Origin of the sequence: Vibrio sp. DW001, from assembly GCF_029016285.1 — a bacterium.
Lineage (GTDB): Bacteria > Pseudomonadota > Gammaproteobacteria > Enterobacterales > Vibrionaceae > Vibrio.
The window spans coordinates 92,695-110,812 of sequence record NZ_CP091976.1 but is presented as its reverse complement, the minus strand read 5'-3'; the positions used below and the strand labels follow the sequence as shown (position 1 = coordinate 110,812).

Below are 18,118 nucleotides of genomic sequence, written 5' to 3'. Positions count from 1 at the left end.
CCTATATGGTGTTTTGTTGATAATCTGTGGATATCTAGGGTAAGGAGAAAAAGTGAAAACAGTCGTCATTAAAAGAGATGGTTCTCGTGCCCCTTTTACAAGGGATCGCATTGTTACTGCTGTCGAAAGTGCATCAACCTTTATAGACAGTGATGTCACTGCCTATGCAGAGAAAGTAGCAGAGGCTGTTGAGTGTAAACTCCTTGAACATGACGAAGTTGATATCCAAGAGATACAGACGCTAGTCGAAAACGAAATGATGCAAGGTCCGTACAAAGGTATGGCGCGTTCTTATATCGAATACCGACATGATCGTGACATGTCGCGCGATAAAAAAAGTGCATTAACGAAAGAAATTCAAGGTTTGATAGAGCAAAGCAATGCCGACTTATTAAACGAAAACGCCAATAAAGATGGCAAGGTAATTCCGACTCAACGTGATTTATTAGCTGGTATCGTCGCAAAACATTATGCAAAAACCCATATTTTACCTCGCGACGTTGTAAAAGCTCATGATGATGGTGATATACACTATCATGATCTCGATTACGCCCCGTTTTTCCCGATGTTCAACTGTATGCTGATTGATCTTAAAGGCATGCTTACCCGCGGTTTCAAGATGGGTAACGCTGAAATCGATACACCTAAATCAATATCAACAGCAACAGCAGTCACGGCGCAAATTATTGCACAGGTTGCTTCTCATATTTATGGCGGCACAACCATCAACGCTATTGATGAGATCTTAGAGCCATACGTTTTAACAAGCTACGACAAGCATATGGGAGTGGCGAAAGAGTGGGATATCCATAACCCTGAAGCGTTTGCTATATCGCGTACAGAGAAAGAGTGTTACGACGCATTTCAATCTTTAGAGTATGAAGTGAACACACTGCATACGGCCAATGGACAGACGCCATTTGTGACCTTTGGTTTCGGTCTAGGAACAAGTTGGGCTGCGAAGCTAATTCAGGCATCGATCTTGAAAAATCGTATCGCAGGTTTGGGCAAAAATCGCAAAACAGCGGTCTTTCCAAAATTGGTGTTCGGCATCAAAGATGGTTTGAACCACAAACCTTCCGATCCTAATTATGATATCAAAGAACTGGCGTTAGAATGCGCTACCAAGCGTATGTACCCGGATATCTTGAACTACGATAAAGTGGTCGAAATTACAGGTTCCTTTAAGACGCCAATGGGGTGCCGTAGCTTCCTGAACCCATACGAGCAAAACGGTGAAATGGTCCATGATGGCCGTAATAACCTCGGTGTAGTCAGCTTGAACCTACCAAGAATTGCGATTCAAGCTGGTGGGGACGAAACGAAGTTTTATACACTATTAGAAGAAAAACTTCAGTTAGCACGAAAAGCGCTGGATACACGTATTAACCGCTTAGAGAAAGTGAAGGCGAAGGTTGCTCCTATTCTATATATGGAAGGCGCTTGTGGCGTTCGTTTGAATCCTGATGATGCCGTTGCTGAGATCTTCAAAAACGGGCGCGCCTCGATTTCTTTGGGCTACATCGGTATTCATGAAACGATCAATGCGTTGTATAAGAGCAAAGAACACGTTTATGACAATCCGACCCTGAATGCGAAAGCGATTCAACTCGTTCGTAAAATGAAAGTGGCAGTAGACGCATGGAAAGAAGAAACAGGTTACGCATTTAGCTTGTACGCAACGCCGAGTGAAAACCTATGCAACCGTTTCTGCAGCCTTGATGCTAAAGAGTTTGGTGTAATCGAAGGGGTTACAGATAAAGGATATTATACAAATAGCTTCCATCTCGACGTAGAAAAGAAAGTTAATCCGTATGACAAAATCGATTTTGAGATGCCTTATCCGGAACTATCTTCAGGTGGTTTTATTTGTTACGGCGAATTCCCTAACATGCAACAAAACATAGAAGCGTTAGAGAATGTCTGGGACTATAGCTACAGTCGCGTGCCTTATTATGGTACCAATACGCCCATCGATGAGTGTTATGAATGTGGCTATACCGGTGAATTTGATTGCACCAGTAAAGGCTTTACCTGCCCTAAATGTGGAAACCACGATTCAACTAAAGTGTCTGTGACACGACGAGTATGTGGATACCTAGGTAGCCCGGATGCACGTCCGTTTAATTTAGGTAAGCAAGAAGAAGTTAAGCGTCGAGTTAAACACCTATAAACCCTTCAATTAACCTTCCCTTAGTTGGGAAGGTTTGTGGTCGCTATGAATTATTCTCAATATTATCCGATAGATGTCGTTAATGGCCCTGGTACCCGTGCTAGCCTATTTGTTTCGGGCTGTAACCACCAATGCAAGGGCTGTTATAACCAAGCGACTTGGTCGCCCAGTTCAGGCCATCCCTTTACCGATTTAATGCAAGATCAAGTTATCAATGACCTTAATGACACGAGGATAAAAAGACGTGGATTATCATTAAGTGGCGGTGATCCTTTGCATCCTGAAAATCTGGACACCGTGTTACATTTGGTAAAACGAGTACGCACAGAATGTATTGGTAAAGATATCTGGCTGTGGACGGGGTATCTAATTTCAGAGCTCAGCGAAAAACAACAACAGATCGTAGATCTTATCGATGTGTTAGTGGACGGAAAATTTGAACAAGATCAAGCCGATCCCGCTTTGCTATGGCGTGGCAGTGCAAATCAAGTAATACATTATCTCAAGTAATTGGAAATCATTGATTAGATATCTAGATACTATTGGTTAGTTGACTAACGTTAATGGTCAAACAATCAGAAATAAATGCTTAAATAGTCCTTTCACAAATCCTCATCTGTCTGTATTATTTTTTGTACGGTTTATTGATATAAATCAAAGCTATCACTGAGCTCAATTCTGTTGAATTACTTTGAGTTCTGACTGGCGCAAAATCTAAAAAAGCAGTTCAAGGTTCACTTTTTGCTACTCCAAAGGAATGTTGTATCGCAATGGAATACGCGTTTAAATTAATCGAAACATAGCAAAGGAATGTGATTTTATGTTCGCACATTTACCCACACCTCAACTGGATCCGATACTCTCTCTTTCTGTCGCGTATCGTAATGACCCTCGTATTGGGAAAGTCGATCTTGGCATTGGCGTGTATAAAAATAATTTGGGTGAAACGCCAATTATGTTGGCGGTTCAACAGGCTCAGAAGCAGCTATTAGAAACGCAAACAACCAAGTCTTATGTTGGCCTTGCAGGGTGCGAAGAGTTCAATTCAAGCATGGTGAACCTGCTTCTTTCTGGTACATCAGCAATGGGGCGAGTGTCAGCAATACAAACCCCAGGAGCCAGTGGCGCGCTTCGCATGCTTGGTGACTTGATGAAAGTCGCTAATCCAGATACAACGGTATGGCTTAGTAATCCAAGCTATGTAAATCACCGTCCAGTGATGGAAGCCGCAGGACTTAAGGTAAAGCAATATCGCTACTTTAGCACTCAGACCAAACAGGTTGATGTTGAAGCAATGCTAGACGATATCAGCTCTGCTGGCCCCAATGATGTGGTGTTGCTGCACGGTTGTTGTCACAACCCGACAGGAGCCGATGTCGACTTTCAGGTTTGGAAAGCGATCACAGAACTCTCACAAAAAAATGGTTTCCTTCCATTCGTTGATATCGCCTATCAAGGGTTTGGAGATGGGTTGGAAGAAGATGCTCAAGGGTTACGCTATATGGCGGATAATCTGGAAGAGATGCTCATTACCACCTCTTGCTCTAAGAATTTTGGTTTATACCGAGAACGTACCGGTGCCGCTATTGTTATTGGCAATAATCAAACCGATGTGAGTAACGCCAAAGGGAAACTATTACAGTTGGCAAGAGCCACCTATACTATGCCACCCGATCACGGTGCGGCGTTGGTGAAAACTATCCTTAACAGTGAGGAAATGACAAAGGTCTGGAAAGAGGAATTGGTCTCGATGAGGCTAAGATTGGTCAACTTACGATTACTACTTTGCGATGAGTTGCGATCAGTTCACAGTTCTCAACAGTTTGATTTTATTGAGTCTCACAAAGGTATGTTTACTGTGCTAGGCTTTTCTCAAGCGCAGATGAGTCGTCTTCGAGATGATTACGGTATATACGGTGTGGGAGACGGCAGAATCAATATCGCTGGTCTAACAGAAAAAGATATCCCGTATGTAGCGAATGCTATTGTGCAAATTTCATAAATCGCGACAAATTTAGATAACTATGGTTAGGAGAACGAAATTGAATAGATTATTGTTATCCATTCTGCTGTGTTTAGGCTTAGCAGCTTGCTCTACAACAGGTGAGCAAACTTCTACTATGGATAAGCCAAAAATAGAAGAACCACCAAAGACAACGGTTGAAACACCTGATGTTGATTCAGAAATAGCAAAAGATAAGACGGAAGTTATACAACCGGAAACACCAGAGGCAATACAGCCAAAACCAGAAGTAAAACCAGAACCTAAACCTAAGCCACCCCCAGTGAAAACAGCGGAAGGTAAGTTAATCTTGGGCTCAGAAGAGTGGGTCTATATTCCAGGCTTGGATCAAAGCTTTAGATCTAAAATTGACTCTGGCGCCACTACATCTTCTATTAGTGCGGTAGATGTGGTTCCTTTTGAAAGAGAGGGCAAGGATTGGGTCAAGTTTCGAATTGAACACAATAAAATCTCTTCTCAAGAGATCAGTTTACCGATACTACGTTGGGCAAAAATTAAGCAAGCGAATAGTGCAGAATCGCAGAGACGTCCTGTTATAACCGCGTGGATTCAAGTTGGTGATATTAAAGAGAAAGCAGATTTCACGCTAACAGACAGAAAGCATCTAGAGTATCCTGTGATACTTGGACAGAGTTTTTTCCGTGACATTGCGATTGTTGACGTAAGTAGAAAATTTGTTCAATCTAAAAAGAAGTAACTAAGAACTCGGTATTGCTGCAACGTCAATAAAACTGGCGTTGCAGCGATACTTTCAACTATTTACGAATCGTAAAAACAGTCAAGGAAAACAGTGCACCAAGTGTGTCACAAAGCATATCCTTTTGAGCGTCCCAAATATCCCCCTGCGAACCTAGGAATGCAATACCATCGTCACCACCAGCAAGTTCAGCGTACCACCATTCAATAATTTCATATCCTGCTGCAGTACTCATGAGTGCAAACAGACCGAATAACCCTGCTATCCATTTATTGCAGTACTGATTTTTATAAAGATATTCAGCAATAGGGTAGGCAAAAAAGCCAATCGAAAAATGCGCGACACGGTCAAAGTTATTGCGATCAGAATCAATCAGATTGTTAAACCAGTCAAATGGTACCTCTGCAAAGGTGTATTTTGCACCAATAGTGTGTAAACAGAGCCAAATGAACATGAAAAGGTACGCGGTTGAACTAAACGCAAAGCGTCTAGAAATAACCAAAATACCGGCAAGAATAAGTACGACAGGAATTATTTCCGCTATCCATACTGATCGTGAACTGGGTTCAAAGGCTGAAAAAGCGAATATTAAACCGTAAAAAGTGAGCAGTATCCAAAGGGTTACTTTGCTGTTGTTTACTTTATCCATTGTTTGTTTAACCACCGCTTAATCTAACCATTGAAATAAATCGATTCTATTGAACACCCAAGATAATATCGAACGCGATTCGATCTATCCATTAAATATTTCCGATGTACGCTTAAACATCGCTTTGGCTGAGATAAGAAAGTTAGCTCTGGTTGGTGTGTTGTCATAGTAGAAAGATAATAAAATCAGAGCATTGCGTGGATTTTATTGTGAATATACGACATTGGTCCCCTGAGAGGAGACCAATGGAAATCAACGACGCTCCTCAACTAACGGAACGCAGGTTGTTTCTAGTTATCTTGGTTGGAAGTTTGCTTTGCGCAACCTGTTTAGTGTTGCACTGACTTCTAACGTCCTTGGTTTGGCAAGATCGCCGTAACTAGGCATAGATTGATGCCAATTATCTTGGAGTAGTTGGTCAATTTCTTGCAGCGGTGCGTTTGCCCAACCTGGCTTTTGAGCTAGTTGAAACCAAACCCAACCAATGGCGTTAATCTGACTAGAACTTTCGATCTGTTCTAACGCCGAAATATCGATGAACTCTTTACCAAATCGCAACGCGTCTTTCCCTTTCGCGGATACTCGAAATTTCCCGTCACTTAATATTTTTTGCAGCGTTGTTAAACTTAACGATCGAGAAGGGAACTGACCGAGTTGCTGATTGGTTTCTTGAATTCGTTGGCTTGGATGCAACTTTACGACCTGCTTTGCTTTAGCGGTAACGTCGACGGCTTGATAGTCGTGCATCTGTATGACCGTATCTGCATGATCTAAGTAATCACCAGAGCCACCCATAACTATCATGGTAGAGACGTCAAGTGTCTCCTTCAATTGGCTAATTCTATCCACTAACGGTGTTATAGGTTCATCACCTTTGTTAACCAACGCTTGCATACGTTCGTCTCGAATCATGAAGTTAGTCGCTGACGTATCCTCGTCAATGAGAATCGACGTGGCACCCGCTTCAATAGATTCTTGTAACCATGCTGCTTGTGAGGTTGAACCTGATGCATCTTGCGTAGAAAAATCAGTCGTGTCCTTGCCCATCGGTAGGTGATTTATATAATTGGAGAGGTTAAGCGCATGTACACATCGACCGTCTTCTGCCTTGATCTTCATTGCATTGCTATCGCTAACGATGCCTTCACGACCATCTCCAGGAATATGATTATAAATAGAGCGTTCTATGGCATTGAGAAGTGTTGATTTACCATGGAACCCACCACCAACTATCAAGGTGATTCCTTTTGGAATACCCATACCTGAGATAGTACCTCGGTTAACGGTTTGTAGTTCAACCCGCAGCGATGAGGGCGCTTTAAATCTGATGGCGTCTTTCATTGGTAAGTCACTATTACCTGCTTGGCGTGGCAACAAACTGTCGTTTTCAATGAAAGCAATCAGGTTGTTTGCTTCAAGTTGCGTACGCAGAAAATCTTGATCTTCATTGCACTGGCAATGTCTGATAAGCGCTTCTTTGTCTAGCTCTCTTTCAATGGTGGACTTTCGAATGTACTTCGGTAAATGGAAGGTAATGATATTCAAGGCTTTTTTGGCCAGAATGCTACGGCCTTCAGCAGGGAGGTTGATTCTAAATCTTAGTTCAATACCCTCATCGGTAAAAAGTACCGAGGTACTGTCTAGTACCGTTTGTCCTGTTAACGCGATAGAGATAGCATTCTCTTGTGCTGCAAAATAGGAAAAACTACGGGCGATAAAATCTCGTGCTGCAGCTTGAAAAGAACTCGATTGTTCTCTTAGCCAAAGTAGACCAGTCATCGACCAAGGTCTGACCGCTCTAAATCGAGACGATGATGCATATGGATCACCCTGAACATGGTCAATATATAGGGTATAGTCGTCAAAAGAATATTGGCCTTTAATAGAGTGGTAGGCACGAAAATTCTGTTTTTCGAGTTTTTTAAGTTTTGCTACTAGTTGATCCATAACGCCAAATGCTTGATAAATTAGCCGTACCGTGAATTGAGTATGCTAATAATTATAGTGGTTGGGAATTATAGGTAACGTGTAACGAGATAGCTAGTGTAAATGTCACTTAGCTATGCATTGCTTAAATTCATCGCCAGTCATCGCTTTGCCGTACAAATATCCTTGCGCAAAATCGCAGCCTTCGTTCAATACAAAACGCTCTTGATCCAGGTTTTCTATACCTTCGATAGTGACCTCTAGTTTAAGCTTTTTAGCGATCTGAACGATAGATCGTACAATCTCTTTGTCATTAGGGTTTCGAGTTAGGTTTTGCACAAAACTTTTGTCAATTTTTAGGCTATTAAAGGGATAGTTTTTAAGGTAACTGAATGAAGCGCAGCCAGTTCCAAAATCATCAAGTGACAGTGTCACGCCTAGTTTGCTAAGTGCATAGAGGGTTTTCTTGGCTAGGTATTCATCTGAAATTAAAGAACTTTCCGTCAACTCTATCTCTAATTTGTTCGCCGGAAATTGATACGTTTCTAACAAATGTTGTACGTGATCGGCAAAATCGACATTCTTTAATTGCACGGCTGAAACATTAACCGCTATTTTGAAGTCATTACCGCTTGTTAACCATTCACTTGCACTCTCAATAGCAGAGCGTAATACAAAGTTACCCACTTCAAAGATCAGTCCATTTTGTTCGGCTAGCTGTATAAGGTTTTCGTTTGAAACGGTACCTAAAACAGGATGATTCCATCGAATTAAGGCTTCTGCACCAATCCAGTTTCCAGATTTCAGTTCTACCTTAGGTTGGTAATAGAGTTTTAAATCATTATTGCGTACGGCTTGTAGTAGGTAGCTTTCGATCTCGTTGGTATGTGCTCTCTGTTCGGTACGTGTTTCAGAATAGTAGCTATATTTCTGACCAGTATCTTTGCTTGAGAATGCCGCTTCGTTAGCAAAATAGATTAGATCCTGTGCCTTTTGAGTATCGATACTGGTCGACACGCCAATAAAGCCATGTAGATGGACTGTATCATTATCGATTGAAAAATCGGAATGACAGATTTCTAAGCATCGGTAACAAAAGTTATCGACAAAGGGTGTTAAAGATTTGGTCCTTATTGCGACAATAAAATTAGAGCTACTGGTTCTAGCCGTTACTGAGTCTTCGCAGTCTATTCGACCTATTCGCTCACGAAATGCCACCAATAAACTGTTTAAAGCATTTTCGCCATATCGCTCTTGAAGCTTTCTACCATTTGAAAATGTGATGTGGACGACGACAACACTCTCGCGATCATGTATGGCTTGAGTTATTAGCCTTTTGGTGTGCTCAAATAACGATATTTGGTTGAGAAACCCTGTGCCAATATCGTGATTTTTGTGATAAACCACTTCTTGTTCTGCCGCCTTTCGTTTATCTATCTCTTGGCTGAGCGTGAAATTTAGACTCGCAATATTCTGCGTTTTATTATCCCCTCTAAGTTTGAGACGATGGGTCAATATCGACAATTTTTCATACTGATAAACGGTTTTTAATTGAGCGTTAATGGATTCTCTGAAACTAGAAAGCAGTTTGAATGCATCTGAATTGTGTTTCTGTTTATTTTTATCGACGATAACAAGGGCACCAAATAACGCGCCATCTGGCCACAACAATAGGTAAGCCGAATAAAACGGTGTGCTGTCGTTTAGAGTGATACGCCCGGATAAATGACTACGGGCCTGGGTAGAAAAATCTGAGGTTGTAGACTCGAACAAGACTGAGTATAAAGAAAAAATTAACGGTTTGATGTTAGGTGATTTCGCTAGGAGGTTACAACAGAGTTCGTTGATTGGTTTGTTATACTGAACAACGCCAGCGTATTCGACTTTGGTAATGTCACTAAGCAGATCGACGATATGTTGAAGGTTCTCCAATATATTACTGGATAGCGTGAGCGTTTCTGTTTTCAGTTTCGTCATGTGCACCTTTCCATGTGCTTAATTGATGGGGATGAGAGCCTAACTCCTTTAGGCATTGTTTTCTAAGTATATGGTAGATTTAAACTATTGATATACCAAACCCTCCATTAGGAGGGATCAGTATTAAAAGTGAGTCACTTTGTTTGATTTTTCATCAATTTACTAAGGTTTTAATTTTTTTAGTTGCTCTATATCGAAAAACTCATTGTAGTCAACAGTGTCAAATCCAAATCCATTGAGTTTTAAGAATTCGTCCTTGTATCCTTGGTAGTCACCAACGTGTCTAAAATTATCTGCATTCATCGTATTCATGATGGCTTTGACCTGTTGTTGAACATTTGGATCAAGCTCATATTCATCTAATCGAAGCAGCCTCTGCCCATCAACAGGTACGATATCGGCATAGAGTTTATCACTGAATAATCTATGCATTTGATGAATGCAGGTTTCATGTGTACCTTTGGTTTTCATCACTTTATACAGCGCCAAAATATAGGGAGTAAAAGCAGGAATGAATACACTCGCTTTGGTCACCAAGGCTTTACAAACCGTGGCATACGCGCCGCCACCAATTTTTGCCAGTTTTAAGTTTAGTGCATGGCTAGTTTGATGTAGGTCGACCTTTGCTCGGCCTAATGTTCCTTCGTGGTAAATCGGGTAGGTAAGTTCAGGGCCAATATAAGAAAAGGCAATGGTTTTGCCCCCTTGGGCGATAGAATCAGAATTAATGAGGGTATCGATCCACGATTCCCAATCAGCACCACCCATTACCTTGATGGTAGCGTCGATCTCTTCTTCGGTTGCGGGTTCTACGGTGGTTTCTTGCCAGCTATCATCTTCGAGAATAATAGTGGCCCCCGTTGCGCTTTCGCCGACAGTTTTTATCGCTGAGCGCCACATGCCTTCACCGGATGGTTTTGGCCTGACACCGGTTGCCAGGCTATAGATAACGAGATCAACTTCACCTTCAAAATAGGTTTCAATGGCTTCTATAACTTGGGTTCGAACTTCTTGTGAAAACGCATCGCCTACGATGTTAATAGCCGTTCGGCCTTCAGCTTCAGCCTGTTGGGAAAAGTAGATGTTGTTGTACCAACCGGCTGATCCCGTTCCCTTTTCAGAAGGGCCTCGTTCAAATGAAACACCAATTGTATCCGCTTCACTACCACCAAAGGTCGCCGCTATTCGAGCGGAGAGGCCAAAGCCAGAAGAAGCACCTAGGATAAGTACTCGCTTTGGACCTTTGGTTGTTTTTATGTTGGATTTTACGAAGTCTATCTGTTGTTGGACGGCATGCTTACATCCTTCAGGATGAGCGGTTTTTGCCACAACGCCTTTAATTAGGGGCTCTATTATCATTCGTTCGCAGTCTCAATTTGATAATCACGAGCTTTAATATATAAGTACGTTAAGCGTATAGTTTTGCGCTAGGGCAATATTTGGTGACTAATCGAGATATAGTGCTAAGTTGTCCGCAACAAAGTTAGAGATCCATGGTTGAGCTACCTCTTTAGGGTGAAGCCCATCCTCTTTCATCCACTCTTCTTTCAATATTATTTGCTCTAAAAAGAAAGGCAGTAATGGGATTTGGTATTCATCCGCTAGATTTGGATAGATATCGGCGAATGCTTGACTGTATCTTTGTCCGTAATTTGGAGGGACTTGAATCTGCATTAAAGCGACATTTGCGGACGCTTGTTGGCTCATAGAAATAATCTGTTGCAAATTTTTTGTCACTATACGTGGATGGAACCCTCTAAGCCCGTCATTGGCACCTAATTCAATCAGTACCCAATTTGGCTTATGTCGTGCTAATAGAGCAGGCAGGCGATCAAGACCATTACCTGTTGTATCACCGGAAATGCTTGCATTCACGACGGAGTACTCAAAACCTCTTTCATTCAGGTCTGAAGAGAGCTTGAGTGGCCAACTGCTCTCTATTGGCATTTGATAACCAGCACTTAAACTATCACCTAGTACTAAAATTGTGGTACTACTTGCAGTACAAGAAAAAATAAGAAAAACAAAGGATATAAATCTAGTCATGCCAAATTCCATTATTAAAGCTGAATCGCTCACGAAATTAGTCTCTACTAAACAAGAGCATTTAACAATCCTTGAAGACGTAAATTTAGAGATTAATGAAGGTGAGTGTGTGGCTATTGTTGGTACTTCAGGTGCTGGCAAGTCGACATTAATGACGTTATTAGCGGGTTTAGACGTACCAACAAGCGGTGATGTGCATCTCATGGGTCATGCATTATCCGGTTTAGATGAAGAGAAAAGAGCCGCCATTCGAAGTGATTCGGTGGGGTTCGTATTTCAAAGCTTTCTACTTATACCCAGTTTGACGGCGATAGAAAACGTGACATTGCCTTGCTTGCTCAAGGGTGAGGATGAAGACAGAACAAGAGCAAAAGAGCTACTCGATTCTGTGGGATTAAGCAATCGAATCGATCATCTGCCTTCTCAGCTCTCGGGTGGAGAACAACAACGTGTTGCGTTAGCTCGTGCCTTTATGATCAAACCCAAGGTGCTTTTTGCCGATGAACCAACCGGTAACTTGGACCAACACACAGCAGAGAAAATTATAGAGATATTGTTTGAGCTAAATCAGAAGCACGGTACAACGCTAGTTTTAGTCACGCATGATCCCGATCTGGCTGCACGATGTGATAAAACGTTTCATATGCAAGCTGGAAAATTGGAGAAGTAACCATGGATAACCAAACCGGTTTTTCTCTTAACCGACGTCTATTTAAGTGGAGTCTGGAAGAAATACGCCATGGGCAGTTATGGCCGATATCTATTGCATTGACGTTAATTATTGCGTGTGTCTTCGCATTGTCAGCGCTCGCAGAGCGAATGGAGCAGGTACTGGTTAAGCAGGGTAAAGATGCGTTGACGGCTGATTTGGTTTATTCATCGTCCAATCCAATACCACCGCCTTTACTTGACACTATTTACGCTCAAAAAGAGCTCAGTGAATCTAAGCTAACTCGCTTTTCTACCATGGCGTTTAGTGAAGAGCAGATGCAATTGGTCACGGTAAAAGCGGTCGATTCGAACTACCCATTACGGGGTGAGTTGCAATTAAATGATGATAAACAAACCTTTAATAAAGTACGTTCAGGCCAACTGTGGCTTGATGAACGAGTGTTATCATTGCTTGAAGTTACCGTGGGTGACACTGTCACTCTTGGTGACGCAGATCTTGTAATTAGCGGTAGAATAGTCCAAGAGCCGGGTTTGTCGTTTAATCCGTTTCAGCAAATGCCCACGGTTTACATCCATGAATCTGATATAGAGAAAACAGGTGCGCTTAGGGTGGGAAGTCGAGTTCGGTTTAATCTTTTTTTGCTTGGTAATGAAGAGAGCTTAGAGGCGGCAAAAAACGCCGTAACGCTGACACCGAGTGATCGTTGGAGAGATCAAGATAGCGGCTCAAGAAATAACGAGATGTTTGATCGCACAACTCAATACCTGTCACTGACGGTCGCCATTGTGATCATTATGGCGGCGACAACACTGGTGTTAACTTGTCAGAATTATGTAGCAGGGCGAAGAAAAACCGTTGCCATGTTAAAAAGTTTGGGTGCAAGTAAAGGGTGGTTAAGGCGCTGGTTGTTCACTCAGATCGTTATTTTGTTTGTTCTTGGGGCCACTTTCGGCGTGTTCTCTGGTTATCTACTCGAGATATTTCTGCGAATCCCACTTACTGATCTGCTGCCTAGTCCATTACCTAGCTACGGTCTTACTCCTATTTTTGTTGCATTCCTTACCTGTATTCTTATCGGAATTCCTGCACTTGGTATTCCATTACTGGGGCTTATCAATACATCTGCTGTAAATGTGATGCAGATGAGTAAGGAGGAGACAAAATGGTCACGTTATTTGTTGGTGTTGGTTCCGATTATTCCGATGATCGTTGCTTATCAGAATAACACTTTGGTTTGGATGGTATTAGGTGGGATCGTACTCCTATTCGTCTTGCTTGGGCTCATTAGTATTGCGATCGTCAAGGTGATTAATAAGTTGCCTATATCGGCTTCAATGAAATTGGCAGTCAGTCGCATTAACCGGTCGTCTATTGCCAGTGCATTACAATTTGGGGCTTTGGGTTTGTCGTTAATGCTGTTAGCGGTTATCTGGTTGGTTCGAACCGACCTTTTGCAGGATTGGCAACAGACCATCCCAGAGAACGCCCCTAATGTGTTTGCCATTAATATTGCGCCTTATGAAGTAGACGAATATTTGGCTACGATAGATGGACAATCCATAGAGCGTTCGCAGGCTTTTCCGATTATTCGAGGTAGGGTAAACGGTATCAACGGCACAGAAGCAAAAGATTATGACCGTGTCAAAAAAGAGGCCGAGTCGTTAAGCCGTGAACTAAACTTCACATGGGTAGAACAACTGTCCGATCCCAATTCGATCATCGAAGGAGCATGGACAGAAAAAACAGGTGTCTCTGTTGAATCAGAAGTCGCGTCTGATTTGAATCTGAAAATTGGTGATGAGCTAAGCTTCACTATCAACAGTCAAACAGTCAATGCAACGATTAATAGTATTCGTAATGTTGAATGGCGGGAAATGAAACCTAACTTCTACTTTATATTTACACCGGATGTGCTGGCGTCGTTACCTGCCACTTGGATGGTTAGTTTTAGAGTCGACGAGCAAGAGAGTTCAATATTAAAATCGTTATCACGTGCGTTTCCGACAGTGAGCCTGTTGGATATCCGTGCGATGGGTAACAAGATAAGAAGTTTATTGACTCAGTTAATTTGGTCTGTAACGGTATTAGCTTCTTTAGGCGTCGTTGCCGGGCTTCTACTCATATTTACTCTTTTAAGATTAAGTCTTTCTCAAAGACAGGATGAAATTCGTCTTTATCGAACCTTAGGCGCCTCTAAGAAACGAGTCACCAGCACGCTATGGAGTGAATATGGCTTAATGGCCGTGACGGCTGGTTTGGTGGCGAGTTTTGGGGCCGAGGTGAGTGTTGCTAGTATTATGCGTTTTGGCTTTGATCTCAGTAGTCAGTTGCATCCCTCATTGTGGCTAGCTCTACCCTTGATTTCTTTTATGGTACTTGCGATTGTGATCAATTCGTTAATCAAGAAGCTGTTACAGCCCATTAAAGGGAGTGAATAACGTGACGGCTTGACGATTGGTCGACTAAGTAGATCTAACTATAGTTTTGCTTTATGTAAAGCGGTTGAAATTTCAATGATAGTTGGTTGATCGTTCAAGATGGATTTGAGTGTATATACATAGGCTTTCAAACTCAAAATAGTGACGAATAGTTATTTTGAGTTTGAGGTAGATCCAGTTATCCACAGATTCGGTGGATAAAGTTTTGGATAACTTTAGTGAAATCTAACCTAATGTTTCTGGATCGCCCAACACACGTCTTTTCGCGGAGGATGTTATTCACAACAGTATGAGAAATCGATTGTGTCAAAATTGAGTCAAGTTTTTTTTTGCAAAATAATCTGTTTTTCTTATGTGAAATAACAGTATGAAATGTGGGATTTTTTTCACATGATTTATAGGTATAATCTAACAAGGTTTAATGAGTTAAAGCGCGTAAATGAGTAAGTTAACGATAGATTTAAAAATGAAAAAAATTGGTGTGATTGGGGGAGGAATTGGAGGCGCAACTGTCGCGATAAAACTGGCTGAACTTGGAATCGAAACCTACCTGTTTGAACGCAAGCCGAGCTTAGTTTATGGCCCACCGATATGTCATCTTCATGCTGGAGGAAATCTATACCGAGAAATAGATGAACAGCAATGCATCGACTTGTTAAGGCAATCCATCCAATCGGTGAAGCTATTTCCGCACACGATTAACATCCGTCCGACCATTATTGCCATCCCTAAGACCGATAAAGGGTCGCCAGAGGCGTTATTACCACGTCTCGTCTCTATCCAAAAGCATTATCACCAAATGGTGACAGCTGATGGCGCTAATAAGGTATTAGGGGAGGCGCAAGACTACTACAAAATCTACACACGAGAAGCGTTAGAGAGACTCAAAGGCCAAGAACAAGACGGTCAACCCAACACGCTTGATGATTGGATGTTACCGTTTGTTAATCACGTCGATCTCGATACGTTGAAATACCCAGTAGTGTTGGTTCAAGAATATGGTTGGAGTCTATTTAGGTTGGCCTCTTCTGCTACGATGCTATTAGATAAATACGAGAGTGCGCATGTCTATCTTTCCAGTGAAGTCACCAACATAACAGCGAACCGGTCTAAATGGGTGATAAGTTATCAACAAGGTGAGCAGAATAGTGAGCTTGAGGTTGATTATCTTATCAATGCTTGTGGTTATGAAACTGGAACCGTCGATAATTTTATTAAGGCACCTCGAAGTCGATTAGTCGAATTTAAAGCGGCGTATGTTACCCAGTGGACTGGAATATCTGATACATGGCCTGAAGTGGTCTTTCATGGTGAGAGAGGAACGATCGATGGAATGGCCCAGCTTACGCCCTATGCCGATGGAATATTTCAATTACATGGTATGACTGATGAGATCACCTTGTTTAAAGATGGGTTAGTGTATAGCAATGACGATTGTGCTCAGCCGCAGTTGCCGGAATACTTGGTTTATAAAATCAAGAAAGGGTGGAATGAGATGCAGAAACGAGAAAGAACCGAACTTGCTATCAAACATATAAGCCGATTCATACCTAGTTTTTCTGAGGCGACGTTTGCTGGGAAGCCGTTATATGGTGCTCAACAAATTCCCGGAATGGATGCCTCACTCCGTGCTGCTGATGTCTCTTTTCATGGCTCTAATTATGCGCGAATAGAGATTGTAAAAGGATCTTCTGCTATTGAGGCTGCATTGAAGATAGTCGAGGGCATATTTAGCAACAACAATACTCTCGACAAAATACTCGTTGAGCGTTCGTCCAATCAAAAAGAGACGGTGTCTCTTGATGCAAGAGAGGTAGAGCAGCTTGCTATCCAGTTGGCCATTGAACGTGGTTATCCCGATGGATTAGCAAAGGTGAGCGGGTTAGATCCGCTCTATTAATATCCGAACCTGAGTGCCCACGCACACCATATATCTTGTAGATGACGGCGGTTACCTCGGATAAATTTCACTTCTTGTCCAGGCCTAGCCTGTGCAATTCGAGCATGATCAATCCTCGCCAGTACCCCTAACTTAGGGTAGCCACCTAAGGTTTGCCTATCGTTTAGCAATATGATTGGTTTACCGTCAGGTGGTATCTGCACGGATCCCAAGGCGATGCCTTCAGAGATAATACCTTCTACGGGTGGTGTTATCGGCGACCCTTCTAAACGATACCCCATACGGTCGCTGTGTTGGCTAACTCTATATGTTTGGTTATAAAAAGAGCGCTTTGATTCTTTGTTAAATTGATGTGCTTGATAAGACTCAATCAGTCGTAAACGTAAAGGCAGGTTGTAGTCGGGAGTGAAGCGAAAGGTCAGTTGTTTAGATGGCTTCATTGTGCTCGATTTGCTGTATTTTAGTCTATCGTTTTTGACCAAAGGTGTACCATCTTGATGCAGGCCACCGAGCTGTTCTCTTAACACTGTACTGGTGCTGCCTAAATGTGGAGCAATGTCGAATCCACCCTCTACGGCCAAATAGGCTCTCAATCCGTTTATTGGCAAGCCAAACTTCAATACCTGTCCTCTACGAGCATAGAAAGAGGTCCAGTTTCTGATCGGTTTATCATCTAATCTTGCTTGTAAATCACCACCACATATCGCGAGCATGCAATTTTGGGTAAATCGAAACTCAGCTTGGCCCAGAGTGATCTCTATTGTGGCGCTGTTTGGGTGGTTGCCTAGCAGGTGATTCGACCAACAGTAAGCATATTCATCTAATGGTCCGCCTTGTGTGACACCTAGTGGTGCAAGGCCGTAGCGGCCAAAGTCTTGAATTAGGCTTAATTGACCGGGTTTTACGACCTCTAAATAACCCATAACTCGCCTCCTAATTCTAGATATTGTTGCTTGGTTATCGATTCAAATCTCACTTTATCCCCAATTCGAAAGGGGGAAAGCTGTTCGCTTTCGGGGTCAAAAAGTTTACTGGGACAGTTACCAATTATATTCCAGCCGCCCGGTGTTGTGGAGGGATAGACCGCAGTCTGATTGTCTGCGATGCCTACACTACCCGCAATCACTTTCAGCCTTGGTGTTGCCAGTCGTGGTGTGATGAGGTCACTATCTAAACCGGAAAGAAACGCAAATCCAGGCGCAAAACCAATTGCGCATATTGTGTAGTCTGGCGTCGTATGCTTAGCGATAAGCGTGTGGAGATCCAATGATTTTTTGCGAAGTATCGAGCTCAGATCCGGTGCAACGTCAGAGCCATAATAGACGGGTAATATCACTGTGTTGTCGCTAGCTAAGGCTTGAAAGGAATCGACCTGATGGACAATTTGTGCAAGGCTTTCTAACATAGCGTGTTCTGGGATTCGATAAGGTAGGTAGTCGATTAAAAGCGTGGTGTAAGAGGGGGTTAAGTTCATTATGTTGTCGGTATGGTGTGCATAAATGAGTTCGGCGACCCGATTGATAAAAGGAGGTAACGCCTCATTTATCTCTTCGGCAAACTGAATCAATATGGATGATTCGCAAACGGCTTCAATAGAAAAATTTTTACTTAGCATG

14 protein-coding genes are annotated in these 18,118 nt (G+C 42.3%); 7 read left to right on the top strand and 7 right to left on the bottom strand.

All coding sequences use genetic code 11. From position 1 onward, the window contains the following. Positions 1-52: 52 nt before the first annotated feature. The 4 genes from nrdD to L3V77_RS17875 all read left to right on the top strand — a co-directional run bounded on the left by nrdD (position 53) and on the right by L3V77_RS17875 (position 4,893). Positions 53-2,173: an anaerobic ribonucleoside-triphosphate reductase gene (gene nrdD, locus L3V77_RS17890; protein WP_275137617.1), complete on the top strand. Its 2,121-nt coding sequence runs from the start codon at positions 53-55 to the stop codon at positions 2,171-2,173. Between the two features lie 45 nt (positions 2,174-2,218). Then, entirely contained in the window at positions 2,219-2,683 is a 465-nt protein-coding gene (gene nrdG, locus L3V77_RS17885) for an anaerobic ribonucleoside-triphosphate reductase-activating protein (protein ID WP_275137616.1), read from the top strand. A gap of 310 nt (positions 2,684-2,993) precedes the next feature. Then, the gene (locus L3V77_RS17880; protein ID WP_275137615.1) at positions 2,994-4,175 is read left to right on the top strand and encodes an amino acid aminotransferase; all 1,182 of its coding nucleotides are present in this window, start codon (positions 2,994-2,996) and stop codon (positions 4,173-4,175) included. Between the two features lie 22 nt (positions 4,176-4,197). Then, complete coding sequence (locus tag L3V77_RS17875; RefSeq protein ID WP_275137614.1) at positions 4,198-4,893, top strand: ATP-dependent zinc protease; 696 nt, start codon at positions 4,198-4,200, stop codon at positions 4,891-4,893. A gap of 58 nt (positions 4,894-4,951) precedes the next feature. Here the strand turns inward: L3V77_RS17875 and L3V77_RS17870 are convergent, their stop codons facing one another. From L3V77_RS17870 to L3V77_RS17850, 5 genes are all read right to left on the bottom strand, one after another. Continuing rightward, the gene (locus L3V77_RS17870; RefSeq protein WP_275137613.1) at positions 4,952-5,542 is read right to left on the bottom strand and encodes a DUF2238 domain-containing protein; all 591 of its coding nucleotides are present in this window, start codon (positions 5,540-5,542) and stop codon (positions 4,952-4,954) included. 294 nt (positions 5,543-5,836) lie between these two features. Continuing rightward, positions 5,837-7,489, bottom strand: coding sequence for an ABC-ATPase domain-containing protein (locus L3V77_RS17865; protein ID WP_275137612.1), 1,653 nt, complete (start codon positions 7,487-7,489; stop codon positions 5,837-5,839). A 105-nt stretch (positions 7,490-7,594) separates the two neighbouring features. Beyond that, positions 7,595-9,445 carry a bifunctional diguanylate cyclase/phosphodiesterase gene (locus L3V77_RS17860; protein ID WP_275137611.1) on the bottom strand — a complete coding sequence of 617 codons (1,851 nt, stop codon included), beginning with the start codon at positions 9,443-9,445 and terminating at the stop codon, positions 7,595-7,597. A gap of 162 nt (positions 9,446-9,607) precedes the next feature. Beyond that, a complete protein-coding gene (gene fabV, locus L3V77_RS17855) occupies positions 9,608-10,804 on the bottom strand; it encodes an enoyl-ACP reductase FabV (protein WP_275137610.1) in 1,197 nt (398 codons plus the stop codon). 87 nt (positions 10,805-10,891) lie between these two features. Then, positions 10,892-11,491 carry an arylesterase gene (locus tag L3V77_RS17850; protein WP_275137609.1) on the bottom strand — a complete coding sequence of 200 codons (600 nt, stop codon included), beginning with the start codon at positions 11,489-11,491 and terminating at the stop codon, positions 10,892-10,894. On the opposite strand from L3V77_RS17850, the gene L3V77_RS17845 reads away from it, so the two are divergent. The 3 genes from L3V77_RS17845 to L3V77_RS17835 all read left to right on the top strand — a co-directional run bounded on the left by L3V77_RS17845 (position 11,490) and on the right by L3V77_RS17835 (position 16,502). Next, positions 11,490-12,161 carry an ABC transporter ATP-binding protein gene (locus L3V77_RS17845; RefSeq protein ID WP_275137608.1) on the top strand — a complete coding sequence of 224 codons (672 nt, stop codon included), beginning with the start codon at positions 11,490-11,492 and terminating at the stop codon, positions 12,159-12,161. The genes L3V77_RS17850 and L3V77_RS17845 overlap by 2 nt on opposite strands. 2 nt (positions 12,162-12,163) lie before the next feature. Next, positions 12,164-14,602, top strand: a complete 2,439-nt coding sequence (locus L3V77_RS17840; RefSeq protein ID WP_275137607.1) for an ABC transporter permease — start codon at positions 12,164-12,166, stop codon at positions 14,600-14,602. 439 nt (positions 14,603-15,041) lie between these two features. Next, the gene (locus tag L3V77_RS17835; protein WP_275137606.1) at positions 15,042-16,502 is read left to right on the top strand and encodes an FAD-dependent oxidoreductase; all 1,461 of its coding nucleotides are present in this window, start codon (positions 15,042-15,044) and stop codon (positions 16,500-16,502) included. Here L3V77_RS17835 and L3V77_RS17830 read toward each other — a convergent pair. Next, on the bottom strand, positions 16,499-17,425 hold the full coding sequence (locus L3V77_RS17830; RefSeq protein ID WP_275137605.1) for a biotin-dependent carboxyltransferase family protein: 927 nt from the start codon (positions 17,423-17,425) through the stop codon (positions 16,499-16,501). The two genes, L3V77_RS17835 and L3V77_RS17830, sit on opposite strands and share 4 nt — an antisense overlap. Continuing rightward, on the bottom strand, positions 17,413-18,117 hold the full coding sequence (locus L3V77_RS17825) for an allophanate hydrolase subunit 1 (protein WP_275137604.1): 705 nt from the start codon (positions 18,115-18,117) through the stop codon (positions 17,413-17,415). Before L3V77_RS17825 ends, L3V77_RS17830 begins: the two co-directional genes overlap by 13 nt. Position 18,118: the final 1 nt, after the last annotated feature.